General features: G+C 68.4%; 15 protein-coding genes. 6 read left to right on the top strand and 9 right to left on the bottom strand.

Annotated features, from left to right (window positions below; genetic code table 11):
- The first annotated feature begins 103 nt into the window (after positions 1–103).
- From KXD96_RS07115 to KXD96_RS07105, 3 genes are all read left to right on the top strand, one after another.
- Positions 104–1,582 carry an NAD(P)/FAD-dependent oxidoreductase gene (locus tag KXD96_RS07115; protein ID WP_260743851.1) on the top strand — a complete coding sequence of 493 codons (1,479 nt, stop codon included), beginning with the start codon at positions 104–106 and terminating at the stop codon, positions 1,580–1,582.
- Between the two features lie 41 nt (positions 1,583–1,623).
- A complete protein-coding gene (locus KXD96_RS07110; protein WP_260743850.1) occupies positions 1,624–2,649 on the top strand; it encodes an NAD(P)H-dependent glycerol-3-phosphate dehydrogenase in 1,026 nt (341 codons plus the stop codon).
- A 243-nt stretch (positions 2,650–2,892) separates the two neighbouring features.
- Complete coding sequence (locus KXD96_RS07105) at positions 2,893–4,443, top strand: SulP family inorganic anion transporter (RefSeq protein ID WP_260743849.1); 1,551 nt, start codon at positions 2,893–2,895, stop codon at positions 4,441–4,443.
- A 4-nt stretch (positions 4,444–4,447) separates the two neighbouring features.
- Here the strand turns inward: KXD96_RS07105 and KXD96_RS07100 are convergent, their stop codons facing one another.
- The 3 genes from KXD96_RS07100 to grcC1 form a co-directional block, all read right to left on the bottom strand.
- The gene (locus KXD96_RS07100; RefSeq protein ID WP_260743848.1) at positions 4,448–4,804 is read right to left on the bottom strand and encodes a type II toxin-antitoxin system HicB family antitoxin; all 357 of its coding nucleotides are present in this window, start codon (positions 4,802–4,804) and stop codon (positions 4,448–4,450) included.
- 190 nt (positions 4,805–4,994) lie between these two features.
- Entirely contained in the window at positions 4,995–5,861 is an 867-nt protein-coding gene (gene htpX, locus KXD96_RS07095; protein ID WP_260743847.1) for a zinc metalloprotease HtpX, read from the bottom strand.
- Positions 5,862–5,949: 88 nt separating this feature from the next.
- Positions 5,950–6,966, bottom strand: coding sequence for a nonaprenyl/(2E,6E)-farnesyl/geranylgeranyl diphosphat synthase (gene grcC1, locus KXD96_RS07090; RefSeq protein WP_260743846.1), 1,017 nt, complete (start codon positions 6,964–6,966; stop codon positions 5,950–5,952).
- Positions 6,967–6,981: 15 nt separating this feature from the next.
- Here grcC1 and menJ point away from each other — a divergent pair, with 15 nt between their 5' ends.
- Both menJ and KXD96_RS07080 read left to right on the top strand, forming a co-directional pair.
- The gene (menJ, locus tag KXD96_RS07085; RefSeq protein WP_260743845.1) at positions 6,982–8,208 is read left to right on the top strand and encodes a menaquinone reductase; all 1,227 of its coding nucleotides are present in this window, start codon (positions 6,982–6,984) and stop codon (positions 8,206–8,208) included.
- Positions 8,209–8,308: 100 nt separating this feature from the next.
- The gene (locus KXD96_RS07080) at positions 8,309–8,662 is read left to right on the top strand and encodes a DUF732 domain-containing protein (protein WP_260743844.1); all 354 of its coding nucleotides are present in this window, start codon (positions 8,309–8,311) and stop codon (positions 8,660–8,662) included.
- Positions 8,663–8,669: 7 nt separating this feature from the next.
- Here the strand turns inward: KXD96_RS07080 and KXD96_RS07075 are convergent, their stop codons facing one another.
- The 3 genes from KXD96_RS07075 to KXD96_RS07065 are packed head-to-tail and all read right to left on the bottom strand — an operon-like array spanning position 8,670 to position 11,832.
- Entirely contained in the window at positions 8,670–9,362 is a 693-nt protein-coding gene (locus KXD96_RS07075; protein ID WP_260743843.1) for a demethylmenaquinone methyltransferase, read from the bottom strand.
- Positions 9,363–9,380: 18 nt separating this feature from the next.
- Positions 9,381–10,685: a DUF1214 domain-containing protein gene (locus KXD96_RS07070; protein WP_260743842.1), complete on the bottom strand. Its 1,305-nt coding sequence runs from the start codon at positions 10,683–10,685 to the stop codon at positions 9,381–9,383.
- Positions 10,675–11,832 (bottom strand): sulfotransferase, encoded by a 1,158-nt coding sequence (locus KXD96_RS07065; protein ID WP_260743841.1) that lies wholly within the window; start codon positions 11,830–11,832, stop codon positions 10,675–10,677. The genes KXD96_RS07070 and KXD96_RS07065 overlap by 11 nt, the downstream gene beginning before the upstream one ends.
- Before the next feature lie 171 nt (positions 11,833–12,003).
- Here KXD96_RS07065 and KXD96_RS07060 point away from each other — a divergent pair, with 171 nt between their 5' ends.
- The gene (locus KXD96_RS07060; protein WP_260743840.1) at positions 12,004–12,474 is read left to right on the top strand and encodes a MarR family winged helix-turn-helix transcriptional regulator; all 471 of its coding nucleotides are present in this window, start codon (positions 12,004–12,006) and stop codon (positions 12,472–12,474) included.
- On the opposite strand, the gene KXD96_RS07055 is transcribed toward KXD96_RS07060, so the two are convergent.
- From KXD96_RS07055 to menD, 3 genes are read right to left on the bottom strand one after another with little or no spacing between them, the layout of a single operon-like run.
- Positions 12,471–13,628, bottom strand: coding sequence for a glycosyltransferase family 1 protein (locus tag KXD96_RS07055; protein ID WP_260743839.1), 1,158 nt, complete (start codon positions 13,626–13,628; stop codon positions 12,471–12,473). The two genes, KXD96_RS07060 and KXD96_RS07055, sit on opposite strands and share 4 nt — an antisense overlap.
- A gap of 38 nt (positions 13,629–13,666) precedes the next feature.
- Complete coding sequence (locus KXD96_RS07050; protein WP_260743838.1) at positions 13,667–14,197, bottom strand: DUF3592 domain-containing protein; 531 nt, start codon at positions 14,195–14,197, stop codon at positions 13,667–13,669.
- Positions 14,194–15,819, bottom strand: coding sequence for a 2-succinyl-5-enolpyruvyl-6-hydroxy-3-cyclohexene-1-carboxylic-acid synthase (gene menD / locus KXD96_RS07045; RefSeq protein ID WP_260743837.1), 1,626 nt, complete (start codon positions 15,817–15,819; stop codon positions 14,194–14,196). The genes KXD96_RS07050 and menD overlap by 4 nt, the downstream gene beginning before the upstream one ends.
- Positions 15,820–15,825: the final 6 nt, after the last annotated feature.

Below are 15,825 nucleotides of genomic sequence, written 5' to 3'. Positions count from 1 at the left end.
CCGTTACGCTCGCGCTCGAGGAGTGGCCCCACGGATTACTGGCCCGGCCAACCGGTCGGTGCCTAATCTAGTGACCAGTCCCACAATGTGAGCGAGGTTCGCGATGACCCCTAGCGAGGCCGACTACTCCGACGTCATCATCGTGGGCGCCGGCATCTCCGGCATCGATGCGGCCTACCGGATCGGCGAGCGCAACCCGCAGCTGACCTACACCATCCTGGAACGGCGCGCACAGATCGGCGGCACGTGGGACCTGTTCCGCTACCCCGGCGTGCGCTCGGACAGCAGCATCTTCACGCTGTCCTTCCCGTTCGAGCCGTGGACCCGCAAGGAGGGCGTTGCCGACGGTGTGCACATCCGCGAGTACCTGACCGCCACGGCGCGCAAGTACGGCATCGATCGCCATATCCGGTTCAACAGCTACGTCCGCTCGGCCGACTGGGACTCGTCCACCGACACGTGGGCGGTCACCGTCGAACAGGACGGCGCGCGCAAGCTTTACCGCGGCCGGTTCCTGTTCTTCGGCAGCGGCTACTACGACTACGACGAGGGCTACACCCCCGAGTTCCCGGGCATCGAGACGTTCGGCGGCGTCGTGGTGCATCCCCAGCACTGGCCGGAAGACCTGGACTACACCGGCAAGAAAATCGTGGTGATCGGCAGCGGGGCCACCGCGGTCACGCTGCTCCCCTCGCTGGCCGAGCGGGCCGCCAAAGTGACCATGCTGCAACGCTCGCCCACCTATCTCATCTCGGCTTCGAAATACGGCAAGGTCGCCGCCGTCGCGCGGAAAGTGTTGCCGCGCAAGCCCGCTCACCTGACCGTCCGGATGTACAGCGCGCTCACCGAGGCGGTGTTCTTCGCCCTGTCCCGCAAGGCGCCCGGGCTCGTGCGCTGGCTGCTGCGACGCAAGGCGATCGCCAGCCTGCCCGCCGGTTACGACGTCGACACCCACTTCAGGCCGCGCTACAACCCGTGGGACCAGCGGATGTGCCTGATCCCCGACGCCGACCTGTACAACGCCATCACCGCCGGGCGCGCCGAGGTGGTCACCGACCACATCGACCATTTCGACGCGACGGGTATCGCGCTCAAATCCGGCGGGCACCTCGACGCCGACATCATCGTCACCGCCACCGGCCTGCAGCTGCAGGCATTGGGCGGGACCGCGATCAGCCTGGACGGCAACGAGATCAAGGCGAACGACCGCTTCGTCTACAAGGCGCACATGCTCGAGGACGTGCCCAACCTGTTCTGGTGCGTCGGCTATACCAACGCATCGTGGACGCTGCGCGCCGACATCACCGCCCGGGCCACGGCAAAGCTGCTGGCGCACATGGCCTCCCACGGCTACACCCACGCCTACCCGCATCGCGGCAACGAGCCGATGACCGAAAAGCCGTCCTGGGACATCAACGCCGGTTACGTGCTGCGCTCGGCGCATGCGCTGCCGAAATCGGGAACCAGACGGCCGTGGAATGTGCGGCAGAACTACCTGGCCGACGCCATCGATTACCGCTTCGACCGCATCGAGGAGGCCATGGTATTCGGCCGGGCATCCGACCGGGCACTCGCCGGGTGAACTGCTTCTAAATCTCCGGTGTCGGCAATACGCTGATCGCCATGGCAGCTCAGATGCGCGAACCCAACGTCGTTGTCCTCGGTGGCGGTTCCTGGGGAACCACGGTGGCGTCCATCTGTGCGCGCCGCGGGCCGACGCTGCAGTGGGTGCGCTCGGAGGAGTCCGCAACCGACATCAACGAAAACCACCGCAACAGCCGCTACCTCGGCAACGAGGTGGTGTTGAGCGACACGCTGCGCGCCACCACCGACTTCGCCGAGGCGGCCAACTGCGCCGACATCGTCGTGATGGGCGTTCCCTCGCACGGCTTTCGGGGGGTGCTGACCGAGCTGGCCAAGGAACTGAGGCCGTGGGTGCCGGTGGTGTCACTGGTCAAGGGGCTCGAGCAGGGCACCAACATGCGGATGTCGCAGATCATCGAGGAGATACTGCCCGGACATCCGGCCGGCATCCTGGCGGGGCCGAACATCGCGCGCGAGGTGGGTGAGGGCTACGCCGCCGCGGCGGTGCTGGCCATGCCCGACCAGCATCTGGCGACCCGGCTTTCGGGGATGTTCCGTACCCGGCGCTTCCGCGTCTACACCACCGACGACGTCATCGGGGTCGAGATGTCCGGGGCGCTGAAGAACGTCTACGCCATCGCCGTCGGGATGGGCTACTCGCTGGGCATCGGGGAAAACACCCGCGCGCTGGTGATCGCCCGCGCGTTGCGCGAGATGACGAAGCTCGGCGTGGCGATGGGCGGCAATCCCGAGACCTTCCCGGGCCTGGCCGGCCTCGGCGACCTCATCGTCACGTGCACCAGCCAGCGCAGCCGCAACCGTCACGTCGGTGAACAACTCGGCGCGGGCAAGCCGATCGACGAGATCATCGCCTCGATGAACCAGGTCGCCGAGGGCGTGAAAGCGGCCAGCGTGATCATGGAGTTCGCCAACGAGTTCGGCCTCAGCATGCCGATCGCCCGGGAAGTCGACGCGGTGATCAACCACGGATCGAGCGTCGAGCAGGCCTACCGGGGCCTGATCGCCGAGGTCCCGGGGCATGAGGTGTACGGTTCGGGCTTCTGACGTGGGCGCCTGACGCCGCGTATGTCAATTCTTTGCATTCCATATGGGGGCCGGCCCTTCCGCTTGACCCGGGGTTTGCCAGCAAATACCGTCGACGCAGCAGCCAGTGTTCCCGGCCGTGCCACCGTGGGCCCGGTCGGCTCGTAACCGTTTGTGTGCCAAGAGTTTACGCCGACGTAATGCAGCGCAACATGGGGCGATATCGGAACATCCCCCGCTAACACCTGACGAGGGACGCGACCGATGCAAAACATCCAACAGCTCGACAGCCGACCTGACCTTGAGGGCGAGCCCTCACGCAACGACCGGGCGCGATCGATCATCCGCCACGACCTGCCGTCGTCGCTGGTGGTGTTCCTGGTCGCCCTCCCGTTGTCGTTGGGGATCGCGATCGCCTCCAACGCCCCCGTGCTGGCCGGCCTCATCGCCGCGGTCGTCGGGGGCGTCGTCGCCGGCGCCATCGGCGGGTCGCCGCTGCAGGTCAGCGGTCCGGCGGCCGGTCTTACGGTCGTGGTCGCCGACCTGGTGTCCGAGTTCGGTTGGGGCGTCACGTGTTTGATCACCATGGCCGCGGGTGTCGTGCAGGTGGTGTTGGGACTGAGCCGCGTCGCCCGGGCGGCGCTGGCGATCTCGCCGGTGGTCGTGCACGCCATGCTGGCCGGCATCGGCATCACGATCGCGCTGCAACAAGCGCACGTGTTGCTGGGCGGAAAATCCAAGAGCACGGCCTGGCACAACCTCATCGGGCTGCCGGGTCAGATCATCGGCGCGCACCGGCCCGGCGCCATCCTGGGCGTACTGGTGATCGTCATCCTCGTCACCTGGCGGTGGCTTCCCGCCAAGGTGCGCCGCGTTCCGGGGCCGTTGGTCGCGATCGTGGTCGCGACGCTGGTGTCGATCGTCTTCCCGTTCGATGTGCGCCGGATCGACCTCGACGGGTCCCCGCTGGACGCGCTGCAGCTGCCCGACCTTCCACACGGCAACTGGGGTGCGGTGGCGATCGGGGTGATCACCGTCGCGCTCATCGCCAGCGTCGAGAGCCTGCTGTCAGCGGAGTCGGTCGACCGGATGCATAACGGGCCCCGCACCGACTTCAATCGGGAGTTGGTCGGGCAGGGCGCCGCCAACATCGTGTCGGGCACCGTCGGTGGGCTGCCGATCACCGGTGTCATCGTCCGCAGCTCGACCAATGTCATTGCGGGCGCCAGATCGCGCGCCTCGGCCATCATGCACGGCGTGTGGATCCTGTTGTTCACGGTCCCCTTCGCGGGGCTGGTCGAAGAGATTCCCACCGCCGCGCTTGCCGGGCTGCTCATCGTCATCGGCATCCAGCTGCTCAAGCCGGCCCACATCGAAACCGCGATGAAGCACGGCGATCTCGCGGTGTACGTGGTGACCGCCGTCAGTGTCGTCTTCCTCAACCTGCTGCACGGGGTGTTGATCGGGCTGGCGCTGGCCATCGCGCTGACCGGTTGGCGGGTGATCCGGGCCAAGGTCGAGGCCACGCCCGTCGATGGCGAGTGGCAAGTGCACATCGAGGGCGCCGCGTGCACGTTCCTGGCGCTCCCGCGGCTGACGCGCGTGCTGGCGTCCGTTCCCGCCGGACCCGTTGTCACCGTGGATGTTTCGGTGCATTACCTGGATCACGCGGCGCACCAGGCGATCAGCGACTGGCGGCGCCAGCACGAGGCCAACGGCGGCACCGTTCACATCCGGGGAAGGTTCGAGACGGGCCACCATTCCTCTCGCAAGAATGCGAGTGCGGTCCTCGAAGCTGAAAGGCCCGCTGCCTGATCGTCTAGTCGAAGCCGGACAGGCCGAACGTGCTGCTCGGCGTCCGCCCGCTGAGTTTCTGAACGATCCACTGGTTCATCGGCACCCCCTGCTCGGTGGCTTCCAGCGCAAGGCGGGCATGCAACTCCGGCGAGGTTCTGACGAGGATCTTCCCGCTGTAGCGGCGTTCGGAAAGCGGTTCTGGAACGGAGTCTCCGCAGGCACGCAGGCCCTCCACATGCTCCTTGACGGCCTCCTCGATGGCGGCCACGGCTTGTGGCGCGGTTGGCGCTTCGCGCCTCATGTACGGCAATTCGACACACACGCCCAGGTACTCGTTGTAGTCGGGCAACCACTCGGCGCGGTAGGTGTAGCGGTTCACGCGGGATTTGATAGCACGGGCGCTATCGAATCCGGGAGTCACTCATCCCCAGCGAGGACCCCGCGCTCCAGGATGTGGCGGTCCGCGGATTTGATAGCGCGGGCGCTATCAAAATCGGCAGCCCGCACATGCTTGCGGAAAGGCACTGCAGGGCATGCGGCTGTGCGCAGATTTGATAGCGCAGGCGCTATCAAATCTGGCCGCGCGCCATCGCCTCCAGCCGGCGAATACGGTCCTCGATCGGCGGGTGCGTCGAGAACAGGGACCCGATTCGCTCGCCCGCGCGGAACGGGTTGGCGATCATCAAGTGCGCCTGGCTGGCCAACTGCGGCTCCGGCGGCAGCGGGGCGGCCTGGACCCCACCCGAGATCTTGCGCAGGGCCGACGCCAGCGCCAGCGGGTCGCCCGTCAATACCGCGCCCGATTCGTCCGCCTGGTACTCGCGTGACCGGGACACCGCCAGGCGCACCACGGTGGCCGCGATCGGGCCCAGCAACGAAACCAGTAGCAGCGCAAAAGGATTCCCGCCGTCGCGGTTGCCACCGAACATGCCGGCCCACATGGCCATATTGGCCAGAGCGGTGATGACCGACGCCATCGCGCCCGCGATGCAGGAGATGAGGATGTCGCGGTTGTAGACATGGGACAGCTCGTGTCCGAGCACCGCGCGCAGCTCACGCTCGTTGAGGATCCCCAAAATGCCGGTGGTGCAGCACACGGCGGCGTTGCGCGGGTTGCGGCCGGTCGCGAAGGCGTTGGGCGCGTTGGTGTCGCTGATGTACAGCCGGGGCATCGGCTGGTGTGCGGCGGTGGCGAGCTCGCGCACGATCCGGTACATCATCGGCGCCTGCAGTTCCGACACCGGTTGTGCGTGCATCGCGCGCAGCGCCAGCTTGTCGCTGTTGTAGTACGTGTAGACGTTCATCCCGATGGCGAACAGCACCGCCAGGTACATCGCCGTCCTGCCGAACAGCGAGCCCACAAACACGATCAACGCGGACATACCGACCAACAGGGCGAAGGTCTTCAGCCTGTTGGCATGGGGATGCCAGGTCATCGGTGTCCTCCTTGGGAAGACTCAAGCACGCTCAAGTATTGACTACTACAGCCAATTGAACGCCCGAGAGGACGTTTTGGGTTCCCGGCTAGCCGTGCCGGCTGATGGTGTAGTCGACCAGCGTTTGCAGCGCGTGCCGGCCGGGGACGTCGGGCAACAGGGCCAGCTCGTCGCGGGCCTGCGCCGCGTATTCCGCCAGCGTGCGCTTGGCCTTGGCCATCCCCGGGGACGCCCGCAGCAGGGCCAGCGCCTCGGCCACCGCGTCGTCGTCGTAGATGGGCCCGGCCAGCAGCTCGGCCAGCCGGGCCGCCTCGGGTCCGGGTTCGCGCAGCGCGTAGAGCATCGGCAGGGTGTGCACGCCCTCGCGGATATCGGTGCCGGGCAGCTTGCCGGACTCGTGCGAGTCGCTGTCGATGTCGATGATGTCGTCGGAGATCTGGAAGGCGGTGCCCACGATGCCGCCGAGCCGGCTGAGCCGCTCGACCTGCTCGGCGCCGGCGCCCGAGAACATGGCGCCGAACCGGCCCGCCGCGGCGATCAGGCAGGCCGTCTTCTCGTAGACCACCTTCAGGTAGTGCTCGATCGGGTCCGCCCCTGCGGCCGCTCCCGTCAGGCCGCGCGTCTCGCGCATCTGCCCCGTCACCAGCTGGGCGAACGTCTCGGCGATCAGCCGCACCGCCTCCGGTCCCAGCCGCGATACCAGCCGCGACGCGGTGGCGAACAGGTAGTCGCCGGCCAGGATCGCGACGTTGTTCCCCCACCGGACGTTCGCGGTGGGGGCGCCGCGGCGCACCTCCGCCTCGTCCATCACGTCATCGTGGTAGAGCGTGGCCAGGTGGACCAGTTCGATGACCGCGCCGGCGATGGTCACCTCGCGCGCGTCCGGGTTCGGCCCGATCTGGGCGGACAGCACGGTGAACAGCGGCCGGAATCGCTTGCCGCCAGCCTTGAAAAGATGGGTCAGCGAGTCGGTCATCACGTCGTCGGCGCTGCCCAGCTCGGCGTCCATGAGCTGCTCGATTCGCTCGACGCCGGCGCGCACGGTCGCCGCGAAGGCGGCGTCGCCGAAGTCAACGCCCGCCACCACCGTCGCCGGAGTCCTCACTCGACCAACATACTGGTGGGCGTGGAGACCCGAGCCGACCTGGTGGTTGTGGGCGCCGGACCCGCCGGTTCGGCGGCCGCCGCGTGGGCCGCGCGCGCGGGCAACGATGTGCTGGTCATCGACTCGGCCAGCTTCCCCCGGGACAAGGCGTGCGGTGACGGGCTGACCCCGCGCGCGGTCGCCGAGTGCGAGCGGCTGGGCCTGGGCGATTGGCTGGACACCCGCATCCGGCACCGTGGCCTGCGGATGAGCGGGTTCGGCGGCGAGGTGCAGGTCGGCTGGCCGGGCCCGTCGTTCCCCTCGACCGGCAGCGCGGTGGCCCGACTCGAGTTGGACGACCGGATCCGCAAGGTCGCCGAGGATTCCGGCGCGCGGATGATGTTGGGGACGAAAGCCGTTGACGTGCACCATGACTCGTCGCGGCGAGTGGTGTCGCTGACGTTGGCCGACGGCACGGACGTGGGCTGCCGGCAGTTGATCGTGGCCGACGGCGCCCGGTCCTCGCTGGGCCGCAAGCTGGGCCGGCGTTGGCATCAGGAGACGGTGTATGGCGTCGCGGCCCGCGGGTATCTGGCCACTCCGCGCGCCGATGACCCGTGGCTGACGTCGCATCTGGAACTGCGCTCCCCCGACGGCGCGGTGCTGCCCGGATACGGCTGGATCTTCCCGCTCGGCAACGGCGAGGTGAACATCGGCGTCGGGGCGTTGTCGACGTCGAAACGGCCGGCCGATCTGGCGCTGCGACCGCTGATCAACTACTACACCGACCTGCGCCGGGACGAGTGGGGCTTCGCCGGCCCGCCACGGGCCGTGGCGTCGGCGCTGCTGCCGATGGGCGGCGCGGTGTCCGGGGTGGCCGGGCCGAACTGGATGCTGATCGGCGACGCCGCCGCCTGCGTCAACCCCCTCAACGGCGAGGGCATCGACTACGGGCTGGAGACGGGGCGCCTGGCCGCCGAGCTGCTGGACTGCCGCGACCTGTCACGGGTGTGGCCGTCGCTGCTGCAGCGGCACTACGGCCGCGGGTTCTCGGTGGCGCGCCGGCTGGCCCTGTTGCTGACCTTCCAGCGCTTCCTGCCCGCGACGGGACCGATCGCGATGCGCTCCCCGAGGCTGATGACGATCGCCGTACGGGTGATGGCCAACCTGGTCACCGACGACGACGCCGACTGGGTGGCGCGGGCCTGGCGGGGCGGCGGACGGCTGTCCCGGCTGATCGATCGCCGGGTGCCGTTCAGCTGACTGAGCGACGCCGTCGACGTCCGCAAAAGGCCTTTCCGCCCTGGTCGCGGCCGCGGGCAATATTCCGCGCGCCCAGAACGGGAGGTGTATAGTCCGGCTAATGAGGGGAACCAAGCTGGCTACCATCGGCGGCCTGGCCGCCGCCGCGATCGCGCTGGCCGCGCCGGCGCTGGCCTCGCCGCCGCCGTCCAACGACTACGATGCCCCGTTCAAGAACACCGTCAACGGCTTCGGCATCTATCAGCCGCAGGACCAGCTCGCGTGGCTGGGCAAGATCACCTGCGACCGGATCGGCAGGGGTGTCGACGGCGACCCGTACAAGTCGGCCACTTTCATTCAGCGCAACCTGCCGCGGGGCACCACCCAGGGCCAGGCGTTCCAGTTCCTCGGTGCCGCGGTCGACCACTACTGCCCCGACCAGATCCCCTTCGTGCAGCGCGCCGGTACGCACTAGGTCGTTCTCAGCGCAGGGGCTTGTACCCCGCGTGTAGCGCCACGATGCCGCCGGTCAGGTTGCGCCACCGCACCGCCGCCCATCCGGCCCGCGAAATGTCGCGCGCCAGGCGGGCCTGGTCGGGCCACGCCCTGATCGACTCCGCAAGATAGACGTAGGCATCGGGGTTGCTCGACACCGCTCGGGCCACCCGCGGCAGCGCCCGCATCAAGTACTCCTTGTAGGCGGTGGCAAACAGCGCGTTGGTGGGCGTGGAGAATTCGCACACCACCAGTCGGCCGCCCGGACGGGTGACGCGGGCCATCTCGCGCAGCGCCGCCTGCGGGTCGACGACGTTGCGCAGCCCGAAACTGATTGTGACGCCGTCGAATACGTCGTCGCCGAACGGCAGCCGGGTGGCGTCGGCGGCGACCTTGGGCACGTTGCGCCCGGCGCCGGCCGCCAGCATCCCGACCGAGAAGTCGGCCGCCACGCACCATGCCCCCGATTTTTGCAGCTCGGCGGTGGACACCGCCGTGCCCGCGGCAAGGTCTAGCACCTTCTGGCCCGGCCCGATCGCCAGCGCCGACCGGGTGGCCTTACGCCAGTAGCGGTCCTGTCCCAGCGACAGCACGGTGTTGGTCAGGTCATAGCGGCGCGCGACGCCGTCGAACATCGACGCGACGTCCCGGGGGTCCTTGTCCAGCGCCGCGCGACTCACGATCAAGACGCTACCCGGTCAATACTGGCGGTATCTTCGCTGGACGTGTTCCTGGCGGACCCGGATCTGCTCTCGGCGTTCCTCGGCAGAGACGACGCGACTGGTCTCGGGAAGGTTTTCGCGCACGCGCGCCAGCGGGACCTTGGTGACCGACGTTTTCGGCAACTCAGCCGGCGGCGTGGAGTAGGTCCACCGCAGGGTGAGGAACCCCGCGGAATGGCCCGCCGTGTCGAGCCAATTCGGCACACCGGGGTCGGTACCGGCGACCACGTAGCGGAATGTCCCGTCCGTGTCCGGCTCCGACTGAAATCCGTTGAGGCTGCAGGTGTGGTTGGCATAGTCGAGGGATTCGCCCCACAGATTGGACAGGTGAAAGCCCATATAGGCCGGCTGCACCGGCACGACGACTTCGACGACGAGGGCTTCGTCGGCTTGCAGGTCGTAGACGCCGCCGGAGTAGACGTTGGTGCTCTGGCCGCCACCCATGGCGAGGTTGGCCAGCGCGGGTTCGTTCAGGGCGTTGCGCGGCATCAGGGTGAACCCGTCGCCGTTCTTGTCGCCGTGTGCCTCCAGAACGACGTCGTAAAACTCGTTCCAGAACCTCATCTGGTTTTCGACGATGGTGCCGACGCGACGCATGTTCCTCGCCGCGGCGTCGGGATCGACCACCGCGGGCCTGGCGCCCTCGCTGCCGATCCGCACGATGTGCAGGTCCGGCGAGACCTCGTGTTCCCAGTCGTGAAAGAGCATGCGGGCGATGAGGAAACGCGCCGTCTCGGCACCGTCGGTTGTCGCGGTGGCGAGGAAGTTTCCCGTGTGGCCGGTCGGCCGTCGGGGGCCAAGGAGGATCTCGAACCGGCCGTCGTCGTCCACGGCGAGGTCGGAGGAGTCCAGCACGCCGGTGACGACGCGGCCACCCGGCGCGAGCTCGGCGAGGCTGCCGGTGTCTCCGGCATAGACGCTGTGTGCTTCGAAGATGATGTACTGCGGCGCTTTGCCGGCGAGCCGGCCATCCACGCGGTAGCTTTTGGCGCCGTCGATCGACGCCGAAAGGTAGAGGGCGTCCGCGTTGTCGATGGTCGCTTTGTCGAGGGGCTGGATAGCGCGCCGGAAATAGGGGAAATCGGGATGCTCGCAGAAGGCTCTTTCGATGCCACTGAACACGAAGCCCAGCAGGTAGCGGTATCCCTCCGCGAGTCCCTGCGCGGTGATCGGCGGCGCATGCAGCTCGGTGGAGTCCACCGCGTGGCGGGCCCGGTTCAGCGCGTCGATCATGTCGCCCCAGGCGGCGCGGAGCGCCGCTTGGCTTGGTTCAGTGGGCATGCGCGTCTTCTCCTTCGGTGTCCCAGTGGTATTGGTCGAACAGGCCGGCCAGCCGGGTGTGGATCTCGTCGGGGTCGAGGCCGAATTCGTCGAGGCTGTAGCGGTGGGCCGACTCGTGCCCGCCGCGGGCCGCGGCCTCGTCGAACGCCGCGGCGGCTACCGGGCCCAACTCGAGGTCCAGCTCCCGATAGACCCTTCGCATGGTGACCTGGGGTTGCCGGACCAGCTCGCGGTAGTCGACGACGCTCGATCGCACGTCGGGATGTTTGGCCAAGACGTCGAGCGGACGCTGGTAGGAGTCGATCGACTGATCGGCAAGGACACGCAGCGAGTTCGCGATCAGCCGCTCGTCACGTCCACGCAGGCGCCACTCGGTCTGCAGCAGCTTGAGCAGGCTCGGGATCGTCTCATACGGGTTACGCAGGGGCACAACGAATCTTGCGTCCGGAAACGTCTCGATCAGCGCCTCGACGCGACCGCAGAAGGTGGGATTCTTGCTCAGGTGGGTGCCCCCGCCGTTGGCCGCGATCTGGCGCCGGACACATTCTTTGTAGAAGCCCATGGCCCGGTGCCGCTTGCGGTCCGGCCACTCGTCGACGTAGTAGAAGTCGAGCTCGCCCATGAACGGGAACATCAGTATCCAGAATCCCGAACACAGCGACCACGTCAGAAACGCATCGTCCTCCTCCGGGACGAAGAACCCGGTCTTGTGCATGTCGTCGGTGGGGGCGAACCGGCGCTCCTCGATCTCGTCGAGGCGGCGTCGCAGCCGGTTTCCGAAGAGCGCGGCGTCGACGCGAAAAAGCAGGTGCAGCAGCCGCTTTTCCAACAGCGACGGGAAGAACAGCTCATACATCAAGGGATAGCTGAACTGCGGGTCCGCGGCCATCAGCCGGTGCAGGTAGGTGGTGCCGCTACGGGCGTGCCCGACGCAGAATGTCGGGGCCGTCACCCGCGTGCGGCGCAGCGATCCGAACAGCATCGGATCGAGCGCGAAGCACACCGCGTGGATTGCCGCGATGGCCGGCACACCGACCAGGAAGGCAAAGTAGCGACGCCACCGCTTCGATGCGGGCGGGTCTCGGCGCAGCAGCCGAAGCATCGTCCGGTAGTTGGGCCAGTCGAAGTAGAAACGCGCTCCCGACATGAACGCTCCTCAGTGCGAGCCGGTTTCGGACCGTGTGCGCTTGGCCGCGCGCCGAATCGCGGTGCCGAACCCCGGTCAAAAACTATCCGGAGTTACTTGACTATGTCAAGCAGTTGCCGATACGGTCATGCCCGTGCGGGTCTTGGGTTTGGCGGGCGCCGGGAGTCGTCGGTGACGGCCACCCGCAAGCTGGATTCGGTGGACTCGATCAGTGCCACGCTGGCGCGAATCGTGCGGCTCAGCGTCAGTCGTTCCGCGTTCGCGCGTCAGGCCTCGGCCGCGGATGCCGAGCTGTCGCAACCCTCTTACATTCTGCTTCGCGTCTTGATCGACGAGGGACCACTGCCGATCGGGCGCCTGGCAGGCATGGCGCACATGGACCTCGGCATGGCCACTCGCCGGGTGCAAGCCCTGCTCGACGCCGGACTCGTCACGCGACGCACGGATCCAAGCGACGGGCGGGTGTCGATCATCCACGCGACCGCGGCCGGTGAACGCTCCGCAGGAGCGTTACACGAGGTGCGCAGGGATCACCTGGTGCGTGCGCTTTCGGGCTGGTCCGCGGCCGAGCTGCGGCACTTCGATCGGCTCTTGACGAAGTTCCTCGCGGACACGACGAGGACACCGATCGACGGAGGCTAGCCTGACGCGCGTCGCCGTCGCAACGAGGAATCCCGCGCCCGGGCGAACGGCGACAGCACCGCCTCGTAGTGGCCGAGCAGCTCGTCGCAGATGACCGACCAGCTGCGGTGCAGCACGCTGCGCCGGGCGGCCGGCGCGTAGCGGTGGCGTTCGTCGATCAGATGGGTGACGGCCGCGGGCAACTTCGCCTCGAACTCGTCGACGCCCAGTAACAGACCGGTGCGCCACGGCGTGACGAGGTCACGTGGGCCGCCGGCGTCGGGGGCGATCACCGGCAGCCCCGACGCCAGCGCTTCCTGCACGACTTGGCAAAACGTCTCGTGCTCGCCGGTATGCACGAAGACGTCCATGCTGGCGTACGCCGCGGCGAGTTCGTCGCCGTAGAGCGCACCCGTGAAAACCGCGGTCGGCATTGCCTTTTGCAACTTGCCCCGGTCGACGCCGTCACCGACGATGACGAGCTGGACCTCGTCGCGCGCCGCCAGCGGGATCAGCCGCTCGACGTGTTTCTCGGGAGCCAACCGGCCCACGAAGCCGACGATGGGCTTGCCGTGCGGCGACCATCGCCGCCGGAGGTCCCGGTCACGCGCCGAGGGGGCGAACCGCAGCACGTCAACCCCGCGCGCCCAGTGGTGTACCCGTGGGAATCGATGTGCCACAAGCGATTCCATCGTCACACTGGACGGCGCCAGGGTTCGGTCGGCGAGGCTGTGCAGATGCCGGAACCAGGCCCACGCGGCCCGTGCCGTCATCGGGACGCCGTAGCTCGCCGCGAAACCCGGTACGTCCGTTTGGTACACGGCGACCGTCGGCACCCCCAGCCATCGAGCCGCCTTCACCCCGCCGTAGCCCAGTAACGCCGGCGAGGCCAGATGCACGACGTGCGGGTCGAATCCGCGTAACACGCTCACCATCCGGGGCATCGGGACCCCCAGGGGCAGCGTGGTCACCTTCGGAAACATGCGCGACGGCACCCGATGCACGCGAATCCCGTCGTGAACGCGATCCGCCGGGGTCACGCCGGGCGGGGTGTCCGGGGCGATGACGAGGGCCTCGTGACCCGTAGCGCGCAGGTGCTCGAGTACCCGGAGCACCGAGTTGCTGACACCATTGACTTCCGGCAGGAACGATTCGGCGACGATGGCAACGCGCACGACACCACAGTGTCAGCGCCGACTTTCGACAAGGTTGCCTACGGGCATACGTCGCGCGAAATCTGCTGGTCGGGCGTCGCGCGGCGATCCAGCAGCTTGTCCAGCAGCGCCAGGCCTACCAGGAGGACGGCCGCCACCAGCCAACACACCACCGCGATGGAGCCGGCCGGGATGATGGCCAGCCCGGCGTTGCGGTGCTGCACCCGAACCAGATTGGGATCGTTTTTGTTGTACTCGACGTAGATCCGCATTCCGGTGGCAAGGTGCGACGGGTAGAGCACGCCGAGCTCCGGGCGATAGGTGACGCGCTCGGGTGTGACGAATTCGATGGTGGAGCGCCGCGGCCCGGCGCTGAGCACTTCGGCATGCGCGACGCCCATGTTGTGTTGAATCGCAAGGTCGTTGCGCCAGGCGCCGGCGACCAGCAGGATCGACTGCAGCGTGACCAGGCCGGTGACGATGAGCACCGCGATGCGGGCCCACCGCAACACCATCCTGGCCCGGGTGTTCGGCCGCTCATCACTGCGTCCATGAATCAAGATGCGCAGCAATGCTTTCGGCGCCCTCACAAGGCGGCCTTGATGGACGCGTGCAGCTCTCGCAGCGACGACCGGTCGGCCTTGACCTCCAGCACCCGCATACCGGTTCCCGGTTCGTCGAGGGCCGCGCCGAGCTGGTCGGCCTCGATCTGCCGGCTTTCGACGTGGTAGGCGCGGCACAGCGCGCCCACGTCGACGTCGTGCGGCGTCCCGAAGATCCGCGACGACACGTCGGAGAACCGCGGGTCGCCCTGCTCGAGCAACTCGAAGATGCCGCCGCCGTTGTCGTTGGAGACCACGATGGTCAGCCGGCGCGGTGTCGGCTCGGTGGGGCCGATCAGCAGCCCGGAGCTGTCGTGGACGAACGTCAGGTCGCCGATGAGCGCGACGGTGCGTCCCTCATAGGCGAGCGCGGCCCCGATCGCGGTGGAGACCGTGCCGTCGATGCCGGCGACCCCGCGGTTGGAGCGGACCCGGATGCCGTGGGTGTCCAGGCCGACCAGCGCCGCGTCGCGGACCGGGTTCGACGCCCCGAGCACCAGCTGGTCCCCGGGGCGCAGCGCGTCGGCCACGGCCGCCGCCACATGCAGGCCGGTGGTCAGCGGGTGCGCCCTGAGCTGGCCGCGCACCGCCTGGTTCGCGTGCCGGTTGACCTCCGCGCAGCGCCGCAGCCAGGCCGGATTCGGGTTCCCGGTGGTGACCGCCCGCGTCCCGGTGGCCTGGGAGTTGCCCGAGACGTCCGGCCAGCGCGGGCCGGTGGTCAACGCGTACACCGGCACCTTGGGATCGGCCAGCAGCGCCGACACCGGCCGGTGCAGCGTCGGGCGGCCGAGCATGATCACCTGATTGGGGCGCAACAGCGGCAGGGCCAGCGGGTGCAGCGGGTTGGCCGGGGCGGGTGCCGTGGGCTCGGCGACCGTCGGCAACTGCGCGAGGTTGGGATGCGCGCCCGCGCCGTGTCCGGCGATGACGACGGTGTCGGGCGACAGGTCGATGTCCAGCGGCTGGTCGAACGTGACCGGCGGCGTGTAGGTCCACGGCCGTCCGCCGGACCGTCCCTGCGGGATGGCGGCGCCGTGCGGCTCCGGATCCGGCACCAGGGGTTCGCGCAGCGGGATGTCGAACTGCACGGGTCCGGCGTTGGCGGTGCGAGATCCCTTGGCCGCCGCCAACACTCGGCAGGTGGCCGACCGCCAGGTGGCGTTGAGGGCGTCCAGCCGCTCGGGTGCGTCCTCGGCCAGGCCCAGGCTGATCGCGGCGCGGACCTGGGTGCCGAAGTAGCCCAGCTGCTCCATGGTCTGGTTGGCCCCGGTGCCCAGCAATTCATAGGGCCGGTTGGCCGACAACACGACCAGCGGCACCCGCGCGTAGTTGGCCTCCACCACGGCCGGCCCGAGGTTGGCCACGGCGGTGCCCGACGTCATCGCGACACACACCGGGGCGCCGGCGGCGATCGCCAGCCCGATGGCCAGGTAGCCCGCGGTGCGCTCGTCGATGCGCACGTGCAGCCGGATCCGACCGGAGCGATCGGCGTCCTCCAGCGCGAACGCCAGCGGCGCGTTACGCGACCCGGGGCACAGCACCACGTCGCGGACGCCGCCGCGAATCAGCTCGTCGACGACGACGCGCGCCTGTGTCGTCGAAGGGTTCACTTCTAC

It is taken from the genome of Mycobacterium sp. SMC-2 (assembly GCF_025263485.1).
Classification (GTDB): domain Bacteria; phylum Actinomycetota; class Actinomycetes; order Mycobacteriales; family Mycobacteriaceae; genus Mycobacterium.
The sequence above is the reverse complement of the archived record's forward strand: the minus strand, read 5'-3'. Positions and strand labels throughout refer to the sequence as shown.

Coding starts and splice junctions, on each gene's coding strand:
- KXD96_RS07065 (WP_260743841.1), bottom strand. CDS start 11,832: ATGTCGGGAGCGCGTTTCTACTTCGACTGGCCCAACTACCGGACGATG.
- KXD96_RS07115 (WP_260743851.1), top strand. CDS start 104: ATGACCCCTAGCGAGGCCGACTACTCCGACGTCATCATCGTGGGCGCC.
- KXD96_RS07070 (WP_260743842.1), bottom strand. CDS start 10,685: ATGCCCACTGAACCAAGCCAAGCGGCGCTCCGCGCCGCCTGGGGCGAC.
- KXD96_RS07105 (WP_260743849.1), top strand. CDS start 2,893: ATGCAAAACATCCAACAGCTCGACAGCCGACCTGACCTTGAGGGCGAG.
- htpX (WP_260743847.1), bottom strand. CDS start 5,861: ATGACCTGGCATCCCCATGCCAACAGGCTGAAGACCTTCGCCCTGTTG.
- KXD96_RS07110 (WP_260743850.1), top strand. CDS start 1,624: ATGGCAGCTCAGATGCGCGAACCCAACGTCGTTGTCCTCGGTGGCGGT.
- KXD96_RS07080 (WP_260743844.1), top strand. CDS start 8,309: ATGAGGGGAACCAAGCTGGCTACCATCGGCGGCCTGGCCGCCGCCGCG.